This window comes from Bradyrhizobium sp. B097 (genome assembly GCF_038957035.1).
Taxonomy (GTDB): domain Bacteria; phylum Pseudomonadota; class Alphaproteobacteria; order Rhizobiales; family Xanthobacteraceae; genus Bradyrhizobium.
Genome location: NZ_CP152412.1, coordinates 7,146,949 through 7,162,809, shown reverse-complemented (window position 1 = coordinate 7,162,809; position 15,861 = coordinate 7,146,949). Strand labels below are relative to the sequence as shown.

The 15,861-nt window shown below is 60.5% G+C and carries 14 protein-coding genes and 4 pseudogenes; 11 read left to right on the top strand and 7 right to left on the bottom strand.

The features are described 5' to 3' along the window. The first annotated feature begins 63 nt into the window (after nucleotides 1–63). The 4 genes from AAFG07_RS32905 to AAFG07_RS32890 all read left to right on the top strand — a co-directional run bounded on the left by AAFG07_RS32905 (nucleotide 64) and on the right by AAFG07_RS32890 (nucleotide 3,849). Complete coding sequence (locus AAFG07_RS32905; RefSeq protein WP_342729312.1) at nucleotides 64–780, top strand: amino acid ABC transporter ATP-binding protein; 717 nt, start codon at nucleotides 64–66, stop codon at nucleotides 778–780. Between the two features lie 536 nt (nucleotides 781–1,316). Beyond that, nucleotides 1,317–2,141: an ectoine/hydroxyectoine ABC transporter substrate-binding protein EhuB gene (gene ehuB / locus AAFG07_RS32900; RefSeq protein WP_342723861.1), complete on the top strand. Its 825-nt coding sequence runs from the start codon at nucleotides 1,317–1,319 to the stop codon at nucleotides 2,139–2,141. A gap of 144 nt (nucleotides 2,142–2,285) precedes the next feature. Continuing rightward, nucleotides 2,286–3,515 (top strand): cytochrome P450, encoded by a 1,230-nt coding sequence (locus AAFG07_RS32895; protein ID WP_342723860.1) that lies wholly within the window; start codon nucleotides 2,286–2,288, stop codon nucleotides 3,513–3,515. Between the two features lie 13 nt (nucleotides 3,516–3,528). Then, complete coding sequence (locus AAFG07_RS32890; protein WP_342723859.1) at nucleotides 3,529–3,849, top strand: 2Fe-2S iron-sulfur cluster-binding protein; 321 nt, start codon at nucleotides 3,529–3,531, stop codon at nucleotides 3,847–3,849. A gap of 288 nt (nucleotides 3,850–4,137) precedes the next feature. Here AAFG07_RS32890 and AAFG07_RS32885 read toward each other — a convergent pair. Next, a pseudogene (locus tag AAFG07_RS32885) lies at nucleotides 4,138–4,662 on the bottom strand (glutathione-dependent formaldehyde-activating protein). Between the two features lie 34 nt (nucleotides 4,663–4,696). Further along, nucleotides 4,697–5,067 (bottom strand): annotated as a pseudogene (locus AAFG07_RS32880) (zinc-binding dehydrogenase); the annotation flags it as partial. A 961-nt stretch (nucleotides 5,068–6,028) separates the two neighbouring features. On the opposite strand from AAFG07_RS32880, the gene AAFG07_RS32875 reads away from it, so the two are divergent. The 3 genes and pseudogenes from AAFG07_RS32875 to AAFG07_RS32865 all read left to right on the top strand — a co-directional run bounded on the left by AAFG07_RS32875 (nucleotide 6,029) and on the right by AAFG07_RS32865 (nucleotide 8,257). Next, nucleotides 6,029–7,567, top strand: a complete 1,539-nt coding sequence (locus AAFG07_RS32875; RefSeq protein ID WP_342723858.1) for a porin — start codon at nucleotides 6,029–6,031, stop codon at nucleotides 7,565–7,567. Between the two features lie 330 nt (nucleotides 7,568–7,897). Then, nucleotides 7,898–7,996 (top strand): annotated as a pseudogene (locus AAFG07_RS32870) (transposase); the annotation flags it as partial. Nucleotides 7,997–8,044: 48 nt separating this feature from the next. Next, nucleotides 8,045–8,257 (top strand): hypothetical protein, encoded by a 213-nt coding sequence (locus tag AAFG07_RS32865; protein ID WP_342723857.1) that lies wholly within the window; start codon nucleotides 8,045–8,047, stop codon nucleotides 8,255–8,257. Nucleotides 8,258–8,961: 704 nt separating this feature from the next. Here AAFG07_RS32865 and AAFG07_RS32860 read toward each other — a convergent pair. Next, nucleotides 8,962–9,096: a hypothetical protein gene (locus AAFG07_RS32860; protein WP_342723856.1), complete on the bottom strand. Its 135-nt coding sequence runs from the start codon at nucleotides 9,094–9,096 to the stop codon at nucleotides 8,962–8,964. A gap of 51 nt (nucleotides 9,097–9,147) precedes the next feature. Between AAFG07_RS32860 and AAFG07_RS32855 the strand changes: the two genes are divergently transcribed. Next, nucleotides 9,148–9,522 (top strand): helix-turn-helix domain-containing protein, encoded by a 375-nt coding sequence (locus AAFG07_RS32855; protein WP_342723854.1) that lies wholly within the window; start codon nucleotides 9,148–9,150, stop codon nucleotides 9,520–9,522. A gap of 62 nt (nucleotides 9,523–9,584) precedes the next feature. Here the strand turns inward: AAFG07_RS32855 and AAFG07_RS32850 are convergent, their stop codons facing one another. The 4 genes from AAFG07_RS32850 to AAFG07_RS32835 are packed head-to-tail and all read right to left on the bottom strand — an operon-like array spanning nucleotide 9,585 to nucleotide 12,734. Next, nucleotides 9,585–10,580 (bottom strand): tyrosine-type recombinase/integrase, encoded by a 996-nt coding sequence (locus AAFG07_RS32850; protein ID WP_342723853.1) that lies wholly within the window; start codon nucleotides 10,578–10,580, stop codon nucleotides 9,585–9,587. Beyond that, on the bottom strand, nucleotides 10,570–11,052 hold the full coding sequence (locus AAFG07_RS32845) for a tyrosine-type recombinase/integrase (RefSeq protein ID WP_342723852.1): 483 nt from the start codon (nucleotides 11,050–11,052) through the stop codon (nucleotides 10,570–10,572). The genes AAFG07_RS32850 and AAFG07_RS32845 overlap by 11 nt, the downstream gene beginning before the upstream one ends. Nucleotides 11,053–11,076: 24 nt before the next feature. Then, complete coding sequence (locus AAFG07_RS32840; RefSeq protein ID WP_342723851.1) at nucleotides 11,077–11,514, bottom strand: hypothetical protein; 438 nt, start codon at nucleotides 11,512–11,514, stop codon at nucleotides 11,077–11,079. Beyond that, entirely contained in the window at nucleotides 11,511–12,734 is a 1,224-nt protein-coding gene (locus AAFG07_RS32835) for a tyrosine-type recombinase/integrase (RefSeq protein WP_342723850.1), read from the bottom strand. The genes AAFG07_RS32840 and AAFG07_RS32835 overlap by 4 nt, the downstream gene beginning before the upstream one ends. Before the next feature lie 155 nt (nucleotides 12,735–12,889). Between AAFG07_RS32835 and istA the strand changes: the two are divergent. From istA to AAFG07_RS32820, 3 genes and pseudogenes are all read left to right on the top strand, one after another. Continuing rightward, nucleotides 12,890–14,083 (top strand): annotated as a pseudogene (istA, locus tag AAFG07_RS32830) (IS21 family transposase); the annotation flags it as partial. Between the two features lie 11 nt (nucleotides 14,084–14,094). Then, nucleotides 14,095–14,835, top strand: a complete 741-nt coding sequence (gene istB / locus AAFG07_RS32825) for an IS21-like element helper ATPase IstB (protein ID WP_342723849.1) — start codon at nucleotides 14,095–14,097, stop codon at nucleotides 14,833–14,835. Between the two features lie 694 nt (nucleotides 14,836–15,529). Then, nucleotides 15,530–15,727, top strand: coding sequence for a hypothetical protein (locus AAFG07_RS32820; protein WP_342723848.1), 198 nt, complete (start codon nucleotides 15,530–15,532; stop codon nucleotides 15,725–15,727). The last annotated feature ends 134 nt before the right edge of the window (nucleotides 15,728–15,861 follow it).

Sequence of the window (15,861 nt, the reverse complement as noted above, 5' to 3'; positions counted from 1 at the left end):
TTGGCGGAAGTGACCAGGGACGGTGCACAGTCTTGCCCGGCGGCGGATCGTACCGCAGTGCTGATGGAGCAGGTTTCGAAATGGTACGGGTCCTTTCAGGTCCTGCGTGACGTCAGCCTTGAGGTTGCCGCCGGCGAGCGGGTTGTGGTGTGCGGTCCATCCGGCTCGGGCAAGTCGACATTGATCCGGTGCATCAATCAGCTTGAAGTGCATCAGAAGGGCAGGATTGTCGTCAACGGTGTCGAGCTGCGTCCTGGCATGAAGGGGCTTGCGGATGTCCGGCGTGAAGCGGGCATGGTGTTTCAGCAGTTCAATCTCTTCCCGCATCTGAGCGTGATGGATAACTGCACGCTGGCCCTGGTCCGTGCCCGGAAGATGACCCGTGCGGCGGCCGAACAGCTCGCAATGGAGAATCTCGAGCGAGTGCGCATAGCCGAGCAGGCAAGGAAATATCCCCGCCAGCTGTCGGGTGGTCAGCAACAGCGCGTGGCAATCGCGCGGGCACTGTGCATGAAGCCGAAGATCATGCTGTTCGATGAGCCGACGTCCGCCCTCGATCCGGAGATGGTCAAGGAGGTCCTTGATGTGATGACCGGCCTTGCCAACGGCGGCATGACGATGATTTGCGTTACCCACGAGATGGGGTTCGCCCGGGAGGTCGCCGACAGGGTAATCTTCATGGATGGCGGAGAAATCATCGAGCAGGCGGTGCCTGCACAGTTCTTTGGTAATCCCCAGCACGCACGCACTAGGAAGTTTCTAAGCCAGCTCCTGCATTAGTCGACGGGCCCCGTCCCGGACCGAACGATGCATCGTTTCTCGGCGCCGTGATCGGAAGGCGCCGGTAGATGTTTGCGGCCAATTCAGCGGATTTGGCATCGTCCAAACGATGCACGCAGCGTTCTCCGTTGGGAAACGCTGCGCTGCCTGAGGTTTGCGAAGGGAGGGCGCAGCGATCATCGCTGCACATAAGTAGACGGAGCTGACAATTCATCTGATCAGCTCTCTCTCTCTCTCTCTCTCTCTCTCTCTCTGAAACGCTGAACGGTTGTGCGACGCCGCAATCGGGCAGCGCCGGCGGGCAGGCCAGGTCAATACAAGCCCGGCCTTCCATGTTGGCGATGTGCTGCTCGGACCACGCGCGCGCGACGACTACATCTGCTTGAGGTTCGGACGGAGCGCTCTCGCCCCGCCGTCAGGATGGTCGCGCCTGAACTTGACATGGTAGATATACCTGCTATACTATAATGGTTCTGGGGCAGGCAGCTGGAGGGAGCGATCCTATGAGGATGAGGCGGGGACTTGTAACGCTGGCCATGTTGATGCTGGCATTTGCAGAGGGGACGGCGGCGCAGGCGCAGGGTGTTCTGGCGCGGGCCCGGGAGACCGGCAAGGTGACGATCGGCATTTTCAACCAGGCGCCCTGGGGCTTTGTCGACACCAACGGAGAAGTAAAGGGGCAGTCTGTAGATGTCGCGAAGGCCGCACTCGCGCTGCTCGGCATTACCAAGGTTGAGCCGGTTGTCACCGAATTCGGCGCACTTGTGCCCGGGCTGCAGGCCCGCAGGTTCGACGTCATCGCCGCGGGCTTCTACATCAAGCCCGAGCGGTGTAAGGTCGTTGCCTTCGGGAATCCGGACATTCGGATGACCGAGACCTTTCTGGTCATGAAGGGCAATCCGAAATCCCTCCACAGCTATACTGACGTCGCGAAGAGTAGTGCGATCCTGGCCGTCAACAGAGGGTCTGTGGACGTAGGCTATGCGACCGATGCCGGCGTGCCGAAGGAAAGGCTCATGCAGGTTCCTGACGTTCCCTCGGGCCTGTCGGCGCTGCTGGCCGGACGCGCCGATGCGTTCGCGGCAACGATTGCGACCATCACCGCCATGGCTGCCGCCAACAATACGCTGGAGCGCGCAGAGCCGTTTGCGCCGCCGGTGGATGCCGAAGGCAAGGTCAAGTACGACTACTCCGCCGTGGCGTTCCGGGAAGCAGACTCGGATTTTCGCGACGCATACAATGGCGCGCTGAAGAAGCTGCACGAGAGCGGCAAGCTGCTCGAGATCCTCAAGAAATACGGCTATTCCGAAAACGAGGTGCCGCCTGTCGAGGTGACCGCCGGCCAGCTTTGCAACCGGTAGTGTCCAAAACCGGATGAGGCGGCGAGGGATTCCGTGTCGTCTGATCCAGGTCGCGGTCCCAATGCGCGATCGCTTCAACAATGATGTGGCCCGACGAGATGGCACGACCGTTCGGACGCGCGCTGCACAGCACACAGGGATGACATGAGCACTGCTTCGATTTTGCCGTCTTCCGCCGAGTGGTCGATGCTGTCGCTTGCCGATCGGGATCCGTTTTCGACCTATGACGAGTTGCGCAGGCGAGGGAAGGTCGTTTGGGATCCCGGCATGGATAGCTGGCTCGTGCTGAGCTACGATATCTGCAGGGCGATCGAGACCGACGAGGCGACATACCGGATCCTGCCCGTCGATGCGCCCGCCGTGACGTTCGAGATCAAGGGCGATCTCGCCAGGACGGGTGTCTCCTCACTGGTCGGGGAAGAGCATGCGCGCATGCGCCGCTTCTATCTGAAGCTTCTGAGCCCTGCGCACATGCCTGCCTATCGCGTCGGACATGTGCTGCCTGCGGTCAACCACCTGATCGACCTCTTTGCCGGAAAGGGAAGCGCCGAGCTCGCCTCCCAGCTTGCCTTTGAGGTGCCGAACCGCGTCATGGGCTCGCTTTTCGGGCTTCCCTGGAAAGACGACGCGCTGATGGCCGATGTCTCGCAATGGCATAAGGATATCGTTGCCAGCCTCGGTGTGAAGTACGCCAATGACGAACTGAACCGGAAGGCACTGCGGGCATCCGCCGAACTGAACAGGCTGTTCGTGCCGCTGATCCTCGAGCGAAAGAACAGGCGGGGCAACGATCTGATCAGCGAGCTCTGGACCCGGGCCGAGGCCGAGTATGGCGAGGTGGGGGTCGACCATCTCGTCGGGATCGTGCGGGAGCTGGTGATCGGTGCAGGCGAGACGACCGCGAACGCCATCGCCAATGCGATCTACCTGTTCCTGTCCGATCCCGGCCTGCACGACGCCGTGACGCGCGACCAGGAAGGCACCCTCAATGCGTTCGTCGAGGAAGTCCTGCGGCTCTTCGGATCGGTGCAGTGGCGGTTCAGAAAGGCCAACCGGGACGTGACCCTTGCAGGTGCGGAAATCAAAAAGGACGACATCATCTGCCTGCTGCACGCCGCCGCAAACCGGGATCCCGAGCATTTTGCCTGCCCGCACATGGCCGACCTGAAGCGGACGCCGCCCACGGATCACCTGGCATTCAACGTCGGTCCGCGAATTTGCCTGGGCATGCATCTGGCGAGGCTTCTGATCCGGGAAACCCTGAAGGCCCTGATTGCGCGCCTGCCGAACCTGCGTCTCGATCCGACGAAGGAGCCGCCAACATTCCGGGCTTTCTCCCACCGCTCCTATGGCCCGTTGCACGTCGTATTCTAGGGACTTCTGATCGATGAAACTGCTGGTTTGCGACCATGAAGGCCGGTTGGTCGAACTCAATGACGTATCCGAGCCGACCCTGATGCTCGCCATTCGCGGGGCGGGGCTGAACCTGACCGCGCAATGCGGCGGATGTGCATCCTGCGGAACCTGTCATGTCTATGTCGACGATGGCTGGCTGGGAAAGCTCAAGCCTGCCGCTGATTTCGAGGATGCGATGCTGGACGTCGTCGAGCAGCGGCGGGAGAACTCGAGGCTGTCATGCCAGATCGAGCTGACCGAAGATCTGGACGGCCTCGCCGTCACGCTCGCGCCAGGCTCTGAATTCGCATAGCCGACCGGCCTCGACGAAACGTCCCTAAATTCCGGACCGGTCGATCCGGCCAATGCATCTGCAAGCGTTCCATACTTGCGAGCCATGCGTTAGAAGCTGCTTCGCTTGGCTGCAGCTCTTGCGCCTTGCGTCCGCCTTTGGATTCCTTCGTCGAGCGGGCGGCTGCTCGCGTGGGGGCGCCAAGTGAGCGTGTCCGAGGACGGGTTGCGATGAGGCCCACTTATCGGCCCACAACAGCGATTGTCTACCGGATCAAGGTGCCGTAATCGCGCTGGTAGTACCGGGCGTCTAGTATCCGATGGCCTCGCCGGCTGAGATACCGATCATGCAGTCATAGGGCTCGAGCCCCGGCTGCTTCAGCTGCGGCCTGATCCCGGCCGTCGTGATCGGCTTGACGCCAGATTCGATGACGGACGAGACGAACGCGGCAAACCCGTCGCTGCCGGCCGGACAGCTGGAACAGCTCGGGATGAATGAAATTGTGGCCGTAGAACGGATGGCCCTTGTTCTCGATCCGGCCGTAGATGGGTGCAGCAGCCCGTGCAAACGTGGCGCTGGATCACGGACGATCTTCAGCTTGCCGCCGTTCTCCAGCACGGTGACGTTCTCGCGGAAGCACCGCGACCACCGAGAATGTGGCGCCGAGGACTTCCAGCACTTGGTGCAGCTGCAGGCATGGTTATGGGCGACGTCGCCCTTGATGCCGACCCTTGACCTTCTTGTCCGCGCATTTGTAGACGAGCCTGCGACGGCAGAACTGCCGGAGGCCTGCTCGACGCCGTTGTCGACCGATGAGTGGATATGAACAGTCATTGACCGATCCTCCTGATTGCTTGCTGGTTTGATTTCAGAATGCGACGATCGAACGGATCGACCTCCCCTGGTGCATAAGGTCGAAGCCCTCGTTGATCTCGGCGAACCTGGGCACGTGGGTGGTCACCCGGTGGCAGGCTTCCAGCGCCTGACGAATTACATTGGTGTTGCCGGGCAGTGGAAGGCTTAGGTCGACGCCACCGTCGGTCAGCCCCACCAGATGCTGGATGATGTCATCCACAGCTTGGTCGGATTGACGGAATGCGTCATGTTGAACTGGTGGCTCGAGACGTCCTTCGCACCGTTGATGTCGAGGCCGATGATCTTGTCGGCACCGACGATCTTGGCGCCCTGGATCAAGCTGACGCCGATGCCACGGAGGTCGAACACGACCACGTTGAAGCCCTGTGTCACATTTGCGAGTGGACGCCGGCACCGGCGCCGCAGCCATCACTGGATCAAAAGATAAGCGGGCTGCTTCATCAAAGTCTCGAACGCTCTGATCAAGCCGCCAGAGTCACGAGCGCGCTGACCGTCGACAAGAAGGTCCGAAAAGTCCCCGACATTCGCGTCGCGCGACATCAACGATCTGGGCATCTATACTTGCGGCTGAGGGACTTCGGGCCGAACGACTCTGGATGAACATGACGCCCGCGCGCACAAGAAAATTGGCTCTGATGCCTCGCGCGATCTGCTTGACGGCTGCAATCTCATCCCGACCAGAACACTCTAGGTTGTGAGAGAGCTAACACGATCAGGGCGATCCCCGGGGCGGCAGTCCGAAAGCGACCACCTCCTTAGCGAGAGACGAGCCTTGTCCGGAGCTTGTGATCACGGCGAGACGCCTTGGCTGCGCGGGGCGAACTCCTCAAGCGGTGAAACAATCGCTTGTCGAGGTGGTCTTGTTCGCTTTCTTCATCTCGCTCCGTCTGAAATCGAACGACGCCGGCGCGAATCCCGGGTCTGCGCGCTTGCCACAAGGGACGAGGCAGCAACCTTTGAGCGATGACGTTGGTATCCTCAGCCTTGAATCGCTGCCGCTGCCGCAGTCCGCCCTTCCGAGACGCTCTGTTTCCGTCCGACGATGCGGCTTCTGCAGGAGAATGGGTACGCAGCGCACGAATGTGGAACAATTGCAACACGGTGACCGGGTGCAATTTCGTACCGTACGTTTCGTACAAAGAACGCGAGTGAAATGTGACGGTACTCTGTCAAGCTCACCTTGCGAGGGCGGGATGATCCGCACCGCGACGCCACTGGTTTATCCGATGGCGTTGAGCAGCGCCCTTTGGCCAGTCGGGGGCGGAGGCGGCCGGTTTTTTGAGACCCTATCGCCGCCTCTGGGGTGAAGCAATTGGAGGACTACATGAAGGTGGCGAAGAGCCTTTTGTTTGCCTCAGCCGCAGGGCTGATCGCGGTGGGCGGCGCGGCGCAGGCGGCAGATCTACCCGTGAAGGCAAAAGCGATTGAATACGTTAAGGTATGTTCCCTCTATGGTCCGGGATTCTACTACATCCCTGGCACGGATACGTGCCTCAAGCTGGGTGGCTATACCCGCATGTGGATGGAAGTAAATAACAACAATATGGGTCTTACTCCGGACTACGGTGCGGGCGGTGCACAGAACCGGTTCAGCAATGGCTACACTTGGCGTGCGCGTCAATCCATGGAAATTGACACGCGCACCGCGACCGAATACGGCGCCGTTCGTACCTACGCCCAACTTGTATATAACTGGACGGACGGAAGTTATAGCGGTCAGGGAAATGGCTCGACCGTCTACCAGTCGATTGGTGGTGTTTCGGCGCCAAATAACGCGAACCCCGGGGCTGTCGCCGGCGGTACGCTGGGTGTCTGGTTCGCATTCATCCAGTTCGCCGGATTCACGATGGGCGAGGCAATCTCGCAGTTTTCCACGCCTTGGGGCGACTATCCAGGAAACTACAATGAACTGCCGGGCAGCAGCGCCTGGCAGCCGGTGAACCAATTCTCCTATACGGCTAACCTTGGTCAAGGCGTCACCTTCTCGGTCTCGGCCCAGGATCAGGTTCAACACGATACAGTCGCCATCTGGAACGTGAGCGCGGCGTCGGCTGCAGGTATCGCCGCTGGCGCGTATGGTGCCAATGACATCGCAGGAACGGTAGCGCCCGACCTCATCGCGGCGCTTCGCGTTGACCAGGCTTGGGGCCTCTTCCAGGCCTCGTTTGCGGCGCACGACAACCATGCTGCCTACTATGGCGGGACCGAACTCACCGGCCACCCGGACGACAAGTGGGGCTGGGCCGGCCAACTTGCGCTGTCCGTCAAGAACCTTCCGACCGGTCCCGGTGACTCCATCAACATGTCGGGCGTGTATGCGAACGGCGCCAGCCGGTACGTCTTCAACGCCAACATGGTCAGTTCCTTCGCGAGGTACAGCGGCACGGGCCTGGCTGGGGCTTACCAGAGCGTCGGAATTGCCGGCGTTTCTGATTCCGTGTTCGTTGCTGGATCAGGCCAGGAGTTGACCACCACCTACGGCTTCAACGGTGCGTTCAACCACAATTGGAATCCGTACTGGTCGACGAGCGTCTTCGGCGGCTACGGCGCTGTACGCTATAACAGCACTGCCAAGGGCTACATCTGCGGTGCGTTCGTTGCCAACCTTGCGCTCTCGAGCGGGGTAGCTGGCTGCAACCCGGATTTCAGCTTCGCAACTGTGGGTACAAAGACCGCGTGGACCCCGGTCAAGAACCTCACCTTCGTTGCCGAAATTGACTACACCATGCTGCACCAAAATTACGCGGGCGGAAGCACGGTACTACTGCCGGCGCAAGCGGGAATCGGAAAGCCGGCAGCGTTGTATGAGCTGAGGGATCAAAACAGCATTGCGGTGCAGCTCATCGCTCAGCGCAACTTCTAAGTATAGGTCAAATTGCCAAGACGAAGTTTGACCTCCAGGAAGCCCTCCGGCGTGCCCGCCGGAGGGCTTTTTGCGAGCCCGAACTTGCGCTCGCCAAAGACTATGCCGTTTCGTTCCAGGCATCTGAAGCTCTGGCCGTCTGTAACGTTGATTGTCTTCGACGAACGTTCCTCGTAAGCCTCGTTCCGCTTCCACCTTCTCGCCGCACATGGGATAGGCGAGTTTTACGATCTCTCCGAAGGGATCGGCTTGTGTCTATGCTTGACCATACGCCTAAGTCGGAAGTGACGGTGCGACGGCTGCAGGTGATCACGGAGACGGGGCGCCGTCATTGAGTTCTCCAAGCATGGCAAAGCTCGGATTGTCGAGGAGACGCTGGTACCAGGCGCGGTCGTTTCCGAGATTGCCCGGCGACCACGGGTTGACCCACAACAGGTGTTCATCTGGCGCCGGCAAGCGCGCCGGCAGCCGGTGCTGATGGCGGACGATCCGCAGTATGTACCTGCGGTGCTAGACGCCATGGCACCAGTCGCGGTTGCTGGCCATGAGCGCAAGACAGCGCGACGCAAGGCCAAGCCGGATGTTGGGGGCATCGAGATCGAAGCCGAAGGCGCCACTATCTGGGTCGGCCGAGGCGCGGACGTGGCGATGATTGCGGCCATCGTCCACGCGCTGAAGGCAAGCCGCTGATCGGCCCGTCCGGAACTATCCGGGTGATGGTGGCAACCAAGCCGGTCGACTTCCGCAATATGAGCCGCGCATGGTTATGCAGAGTCCGCGGCGAGCCGATCGGAGTTTTCCTTCTTATCACCAAGCTTAGGCCGAGGCCAGTGGATCTGGCTCGGCATAATTTGAGGTTTCCTTCGCTTTCTGATGGCAACGAGAGGTGGCCAACGTTGGTCAAGCCGAAGCAAGGTTTCAGCAATCACAGATGCAGTATGGACGCGGGAGACCTCGCCCCGCTGGTGACGGAGTTTATGGCCCATCTCCGGACGTTGGGATATTGCTGCTTGACGGTGAGCGGCTACGACGTTTCAGCTCGCCACATCGCCTGCTGGCTCATCAAGGAAAGGCCTGCAGTCGGCAACGTCGACGAGGATGTCGTAATTCGTTTTGCGCGACATCGCCGTCGCTGTCTCGGCATTCGCCGAGTGAAAGGCGTATCCGAGAAATATGAGAGGCGAGAGCGCGGGTTTGTCGATTTTTTGGTGAGCGCAGATCGTACGACGCGAGCCGAAGAGTACGTCCCCAGCTTTCGACCGGCATGTGATCGAATTTCAGGAGTCCTGCGCCCCATCGCGGCATCAAGGAGCTGACGATAGGTCGGCGCGGTCGCATGGTCATGCAGTTGCTCCCGGCGCTCGACAGAAGGTCGCAAAGCTGGGATGCCAAGCTCATTCTGCCGATTCCGAGATGATGGTGCGCACCGTACCGAGTTGATGGCGCGCAGCATTCCGAGCATTCTCCGCGCAGCATTCCGATTTGATCGCGCGCAGTTTCGGATGGTGTGAAGCCTGATCGTTGGCCATTTCTCCGGCTGGAACAGCTTGGAGAATTGGATGCCGACGAGGAGGGTTATCATGCGCCAGGTGCGCGAGATTGTGAGGTTGAGCCTTGAGGCTGGGCTCTCGACGCGCGTGGTTGGCGAACGTGTCGGCGTCGGGCCGACGACGGTACGTGACACGCTGAAGCGGTTTGCACGCGCGGGTCTGGCATGGCCATTCCCGGAAGCGATAAGCGACGCCGAGCAGGAGCAACTGCTGTACGGGGTGCCTGACGTGAAGCCGGGTCGCCGCAAGGTGGCCGAGCCTGACTGGTCCGTTGTTGCCCGCGAGCTCAAGCGCAAGCATGTGACCTTGCAGGTGCTGTGGGACGAGTACATTGCAGAGCATCCGGACGGGTACCGGTACAGCCGTTATGTTGCGGCCAGATTTATGTTGTCGCTGCTGGAGTGAGCCAAAGATTTCGCCAACCTCCTCGGCTCGCTCCGCAACATAAGAGTGTAAAACCTTTCGGCCTATAGGGCCTTCAGGAATGCCATCAACGACGGGAGAGAGGGTTGCCGAGGTGGCGGCCTCAGGCTGCTGATATCGACCCTGGCTAACGCCTCTGCTTTCATCTCCAGGTCGACTTCAGCATAGATGTGCGTGGTATCTAATGACACGTGGCCCAGCCAAGCACGGATAGTGTTGATGTCGACGCCGGCGCGCAGCAGGTGCACGGCCGTTGTGTGCCGAACCGTATGTGGGCTCACGCGCTTCGTCGCCAACGTCGGCATCGTTTGGCCTGCCATAGCGGCATATTGCGTCACGAGACGGTGTATTCCGAAGCGCGTCAAAGGCTGGCTCGTCCGCCCGAGAAAGACCGCTTCACTTTTGTTCCGGTCGGCCACAAGACGAGTCAACGAGGTTGCCGTCGTTGACCACAATGGACAGATTCTGACTTTATTTCCCTTGCCGTGAAGTCGCACTGACGGGGACGCACCCAGTTGGAGATTGCCGACCGTCAATTTTGCTGCCTCATCGGCGCGAGCACCGCTGTTGTATAGGAAAAGCAGCAGAACATGGTCGCGCACCCCAAGACTCGTGCGTCTGTCAGGTTGGTTTAGCAACGCGTCCATCTCGGCCTTTTCGAGGTATCCGATCACGGTCTTGGCCGTCTTCTTGAACGGCACTGCCCGTATCTCGGAACACCAGGCCAGGTGGACCGGCGAACGCGTCCCGATAAAGCGCGCCAGTGAATGGATGGTCGCCAGCCGTTGGTTGCGAGTGACCTCGCTGCACCGGCGATCGCGCTCCAGGTGGTCCAGGAACTTGCGGACGACTTCCGGCGTCAGCTCTTCCACGGTCATGCGATCGATGGCGCAGCCTCCCTGCTTGCTGGCAAACGGCAGCAACAATGTCAGCGTGTCACGGTAGCTGGCTTGGGTGTTGCGGGAAAGATTGCGCTCGGTGACCAGATGTTCCAGCAAGAACCGCCGGATCCACGGACCAAGCAGGCTCTTATCCTTCATGGTCGGCCTCCATCGCGTACAGAGCAAAGCGCTCGCTGGCCGCCTGGAGGAGATCCGGCGTCATCTGCAGATAGCGCTGGGTTGAACGGATATCGATGTGGCCAAGGTAGGTTGCGAGTTGCGGAAGCAGTCGCTGCACCTCCTGGCCGGAGCGATACCATGCGATCACCCGGTGCACCGCGGCTGTGTGGCGAATATCGTGCAGCCGTGGAGGTCGAGGCTCGCCGACAGGGCAACTGATTCCGGCGGCTCGGCGGACATGCTGAAACCAGGAGATGACCCGCACATAGTGCCACGGTCGACTGCCGCGCGTAGTGAATAATGGAGAGTCTTGCCCGCGCGGCAGAGGGAGCCGGCGACGGCGCTCGACGTACTCGACCAGTTCCTGGTTGAGCTTTGGTCCGATTGGCACGAGGCGCGTTTTGTAGAACTTCGTGTCACGGACGGTGATGACCTGATCAATCAGATCCACGTCTTGCAAGACCAAACGAAGAGCCTAGCCAATGCGCATGCCGCTTCCGTACAGCAACAAGAGGAGCGTACGGTACATAGCTGGCACGTGAGGGCGATGCCCAACCTTCAGGATCGAGGTCGCGTCCAACAGGCGGCGCAGTTCTTCAGTGGAATAGACATAGGGCGTTTGTTGCGGCGGCAGCTTCGGCAACGTTGTCGGCAATGGGGAGAACGCCGCGTACCCGCGGCTGATGGCGAATCTGTAAAGGCCGCTCAACACTTTGTATCGCAGCATCCAAGTGGCACTGAGCGATCCTTTGCCTTGGAGGAACTCGGCTACCGCCTCTGGGGTGACTTCGCCGATATCTCGATTGCCCATCGCTCGGCAGAACCTGCGGAGCAGAACCTCAGCGGACTCGAAACGCGCCCCCAGTGACCGTTGCTTGGCCAGATAGGCGTCGACAACATGGGTCAGCATCATTGGAGGCCTCCCAGATCGAACGCTCCGACCTCGCGAAGCGCCTGCATGTTCACCTTGGCGTAGATGCTGGTTGACGCCGCGCTGCGATGTCCCAAATGGTCCCCGATCTCCTTTATCGACAGACCTTCGGCAAGAAGCCGGGACGCGCAGGCGTGGCGCAACGCGTGGCCACCGCGGTGGGCAGCGTCGATTCCAAGTGCAACAAATCTGCGGTTAGCGACATCATAGATGCTCCCTGCCTTCAGCGGTCGACGGGGCGCGTGCATGCAGAGGAACACTTCCGGGCACGATGATAGCGGCCGCACCGTGTCGATGTAGCGGGCGAGCGCCTCAGCCGCAGAGAGAACCAGCGGGTAGATCTGCGGCTGGCGGCGCTTCAGGCGGAAAAGCCGTAGCGTCCCACCGGGCCAGTCGATCTGATCGAGGCGCAATGCCGCCACTTCGCCGCTGCGCATCCCGTAGACCGCGAGCAACAGCAGGATCGCACGATCACGGATGTCCCGGGGGTTGTCAGTCTTGGCGTCGGCCAACATGCGCTGCACGTCGCACCAATCTGGGGCACACGGCAGCGACTCCTGTCGATAGAGCCGAGGCCGGCAAATCGAGGCCGCTAAGCGGTCCGTACACATTCCCTGCTTTGCCGCGTAGCGCAGAAATCCCCGCAAGGCAGAGGCTGTGCCGGCAACCGAAACGCGGGACCATCGTCCCGTCGCCTGGGTGACGAAATAGGCGTCAACGTTCCCAGGCTGAAGATCCCTAAGTTGCCGGTTTGTCTGATCACACCAGCGTAGGAACCTACCGATTATCCGGCTCCATTGCTCCACCGTCGATGGCGTGAAACCGCGCTCATTGCGCATCCATGTCACATACTGGTCGAGTTGGCTCTGGTACTGAAACACGGCGGTTGGTTCACGCCACCAACCGAGAAATCGAAGCCAAGGTCGTCCGATGTCGACCACTCTTCGTGCTGCGGTGACAGCCCCCGTCAGGCGCAGACGCTCGGTCGCGATCCGTTGGAGCGCCTCGATATCGATGCCCTCCGAAGCATCTGGACCGAGATATGCGGCAATCCGCAACAGCTCGTTCCGCTTGACTCTGAGAGAAGCTGCGGTCGCGCCGGCTTCTGCACAGTGGCGAAGGTACCGGTATCGCTCGTCGGTGAATGGCGCGTCATCACGGTGGGGCACGGTCAAGGGCATGGAATAAATCGTCTGATCCATAGCGAGCCTCCATTGGACAAATGGTTCGCTACCCAGACGTCGAATTATGTTGCGTGAACAATACTCCCAGTGTTCAGCTTCCCCGCAATTATAGCCCCTTGCACAACATAAATCTGGCCGCAACATAACGCGAAATATGTAATCGTGAACATATCAGCCGTTTCTGTGACTTGTTCCGCAACTGGGAAGGCCGGCTGCCGCTGGTGATGCGCCAGCACCACGGCGGAGGCGAGAAATTGTTTGTCGACTATGCCGGCGACACGGTACCGGTGGTTGACCGTAAGACTGGCGAGGTGCGTGACGCGCACATCTTCGTGGCGGTCATTGGCGCGTCCAGCTTGTCGTTCGCGCTGGCGACGTGGACCGAGCAGCTCGGCGACTGGATTGCGGGACATAACGCGGCCTTCAGCTTTTTTGGCGGCGCAACGCAGCTCCTGGTGCCCGACAACGCCAAGGTCGCGGTGATCAAGGCTTGCCTCTATGACCCTATGGTCAACCGCAGCTACAGCGATATGGCGCAGCATTACGGCACGGCGATTTTGCCGGCACGGCCGCGTCGCCCGAGAGATAAGGCGAAGGTTGAGGCCTGCGTCGGAATCATCGAGCGCTGGCTGTTGGGGCGGCTGCGCAACCGAACTTTTTACAGCCTGGCCGAACTCAACGGTGCGATCGCCGAGTGGCTGGCCAAGCTCAATGACGGACGGGTGCTACGACAGTATGGTCGCACACGGCGCCAGCTGTTCGAGGAAATTGACGCGCCGAATCTCAAACCGCTTCCCGGCGAGCCGTGGGTCCATGCCGAATGGCGCCGATGCCGGGTCGGGCTCGACTATCACGTCGAGATCGAGCGGCACTACTACTCGGTGCCCTATCGCTTCGCCCGTCGGGAGGTAGAAGCGCGGATCTGTGCGCGAACGGTTGAAATCTTCCTGGGCGGCGAGCGTATCGCCGCGCACATGCGCGGCAGTGGCAACGGGCGGCACACGACGATCAGCGCCCACATGCCTTCCAGCCACCGACGCTATGGCGAGTGGACGCCGGCAAAGATCCGCAGCGAGGCAAGCCGGATCGGTCCGATGCTGCGCCTGCTGATCGACCGGATCATCGAGGATCGGCCGCATCCCGAACAGGGCTACCGTTCGTGCCTGGGGATCATCCGGCTTGAGAAGCGCTTTGGCGCCGAGCGCCTCGAGGCGGCCGCGCTGCGTGCGATTGAGATCCAGGCTCGCAACTACCCGAGCGTCAAATCGATCCTCGAGAAGGGGCTCGATCGCGTTGCAACGCCCGTGTCTCCCGAGCGCGAGCCGATCATACACACCAACATCAGAGGCTCGGACTATTACCACTAAAAGGGAAGAAAATGCTGACACACCCCACACTCCACTTGCTTACCCAGCTCGGCCTTACCGGCATGGCCGATGCCTTCAAGAGCCTCGCAGACAACGAGGAGGTCCATGGTCTCGCTCACGCCGAATGGCTGGCGTTGCTACTCGACCATGAAGCGACCTGGCGTAACAACCGGCGCCTGGCGCTTCGTCTTCGTAAGGCAAAGCTGCGTCATCATGCCGTGCCCGAGGATGTCGACTATCGCGCCCCTCGTGGGCTCGACCGCCGCTTGTTCGACATGCTGCTCAAGGGAGACTGGATCAAAAACCATGAGAATTGCGCCATTGTCGGGCCGACCGGCGTCGGGAAAAGCTGGCTTGGATGTGCGCTTGGTCACAAGGCCTGCCGGGACAACCACTCTGTACTTTACACCCGGCTGCCACGGTTGCTCGAAGAACTGGACCTTGCCCGGGGCGATGGCCGACTCACTTCGCGGATGAAGAGCATCGCCGCCGTCGAGCTCCTGATTTTGGACGATTGGGGCCTCCAGGCCATCGACGCCAATGCCCGTCATTATCTGCTCGAAATCCTCGAAGACCGCTACGGCCGTCGATCAACACTCGTCACCAGCCAGCTTCCAATTGCCAAATGGCACGAGCTCATAAATGACCCAACTTACGCTGATGCCATACTTGATCGCCTGCTTCACAACGCTCACAGGCTCGAATTGAACGGTGACTCCATGCGTCGCCCGCCGGTTCTTCCTCGGCCTTGATGACATCGTCGGCCAATGAAGACTGAGACTGCTGCCCGCGAAGCTGACTGGCCGCTACGGCACTGTCGGGGGTGCGCGTCCAGTCAGCTTCGCTCCGTCGAGCACCACCATCAAACATGAGAACGTGATCTCTTCGGCAGCCGCTTGACCACGGGCTAACGATAGTGCCAATTGCCTTAACGATCGGGGGCTTCACATGCGCGCGATCAGATTGGAACGCTGCGCGGCATCAGATTGGAATAGCTGCGCGCGATCATTGGAATCCGCAGCTCATTCGCGGTGTGATTCTTGTAGAGACGTGCTGGGCTTCACTCGCCGACGTGAAGACGATGATCATAGCCCTGCGAGGATATCTGCGCTTCTTCGGCGCGCGCTGCCAGTGTCGGGCGGGGCGCGAACGGGCTACGCCGATTATTTGCCAATAGCGTCTATCGGCGTTACCTCGCTACATCAGTAGCGCCGATGTCGATCGTCTGATTGCGACCGGTCCACCCACACCTTCGCGGTCCGATCGCTGGAGCAGCCTCGCCACGATCGTGCTACAGTCGCTCGGCATACGTCGCACTCAGCACCTAACTCGGTCATGCGCGCGGCTTCTTGCGCAAGCATCTGCCCAAAGTGCGCAGGGCCAGCTAGCATACCTGCGAGGCGTATGCGCAGAGCTTCTAATTCCTGCTCGTTTTCGCAGCTGGCCGTGCTCAGCACCACCCCAGCAAGGATCGAGGTCGAGCCGCTTGATGCGCCGCTGGTGCTGGCATTCCTAGAGCATCTGGAGAAGAAGCAACTCGGCGCCAACACGCAATGCCCAGGCGCTGCGATCAACCCGTTCTTACGCTTCATGGAGTATAGGCTGCCATTTGCCTCGACCAGTCGCAGCGGATACTTTCTATAGAGTTTACGCCTCTGTCTCTGTTGCGGCTGTCAGCCGGAAGCTGCGCCCGCCAGCGGCTATATTCATCTCAAAGAATACGAAACTGCAAGCTTCGGCCTGTCCAGGCCACCCAAGCTAGAAACGTCGAGTACCAC

Coding starts and splice junctions, on each gene's coding strand:
- AAFG07_RS32905 (WP_342729312.1), top strand. CDS start 64: ATGGAGCAGGTTTCGAAATGGTACGGGTCCTTTCAGGTCCTGCGTGAC.
- ehuB (WP_342723861.1), top strand. CDS start 1,317: ATGTTGATGCTGGCATTTGCAGAGGGGACGGCGGCGCAGGCGCAGGGT.
- AAFG07_RS32895 (WP_342723860.1), top strand. CDS start 2,286: ATGAGCACTGCTTCGATTTTGCCGTCTTCCGCCGAGTGGTCGATGCTG.
- AAFG07_RS32890 (WP_342723859.1), top strand. CDS start 3,529: ATGAAACTGCTGGTTTGCGACCATGAAGGCCGGTTGGTCGAACTCAAT.
- AAFG07_RS32875 (WP_342723858.1), top strand. CDS start 6,029: ATGAAGGTGGCGAAGAGCCTTTTGTTTGCCTCAGCCGCAGGGCTGATC.
- AAFG07_RS32865 (WP_342723857.1), top strand. CDS start 8,045: ATGGCGGACGATCCGCAGTATGTACCTGCGGTGCTAGACGCCATGGCA.
- AAFG07_RS32860 (WP_342723856.1), bottom strand. CDS start 9,096: ATGGCCAACGATCAGGCTTCACACCATCCGAAACTGCGCGCGATCAAA.
- AAFG07_RS32855 (WP_342723854.1), top strand. CDS start 9,148: ATGCGCCAGGTGCGCGAGATTGTGAGGTTGAGCCTTGAGGCTGGGCTC.
- AAFG07_RS32850 (WP_342723853.1), bottom strand. CDS start 10,580: ATGAAGGATAAGAGCCTGCTTGGTCCGTGGATCCGGCGGTTCTTGCTG.
- AAFG07_RS32840 (WP_342723851.1), bottom strand. CDS start 11,514: ATGATGCTGACCCATGTTGTCGACGCCTATCTGGCCAAGCAACGGTCA.
- AAFG07_RS32835 (WP_342723850.1), bottom strand. CDS start 12,734: ATGGATCAGACGATTTATTCCATGCCCTTGACCGTGCCCCACCGTGAT.
- istB (WP_342723849.1), top strand. CDS start 14,095: ATGCTGACACACCCCACACTCCACTTGCTTACCCAGCTCGGCCTTACC.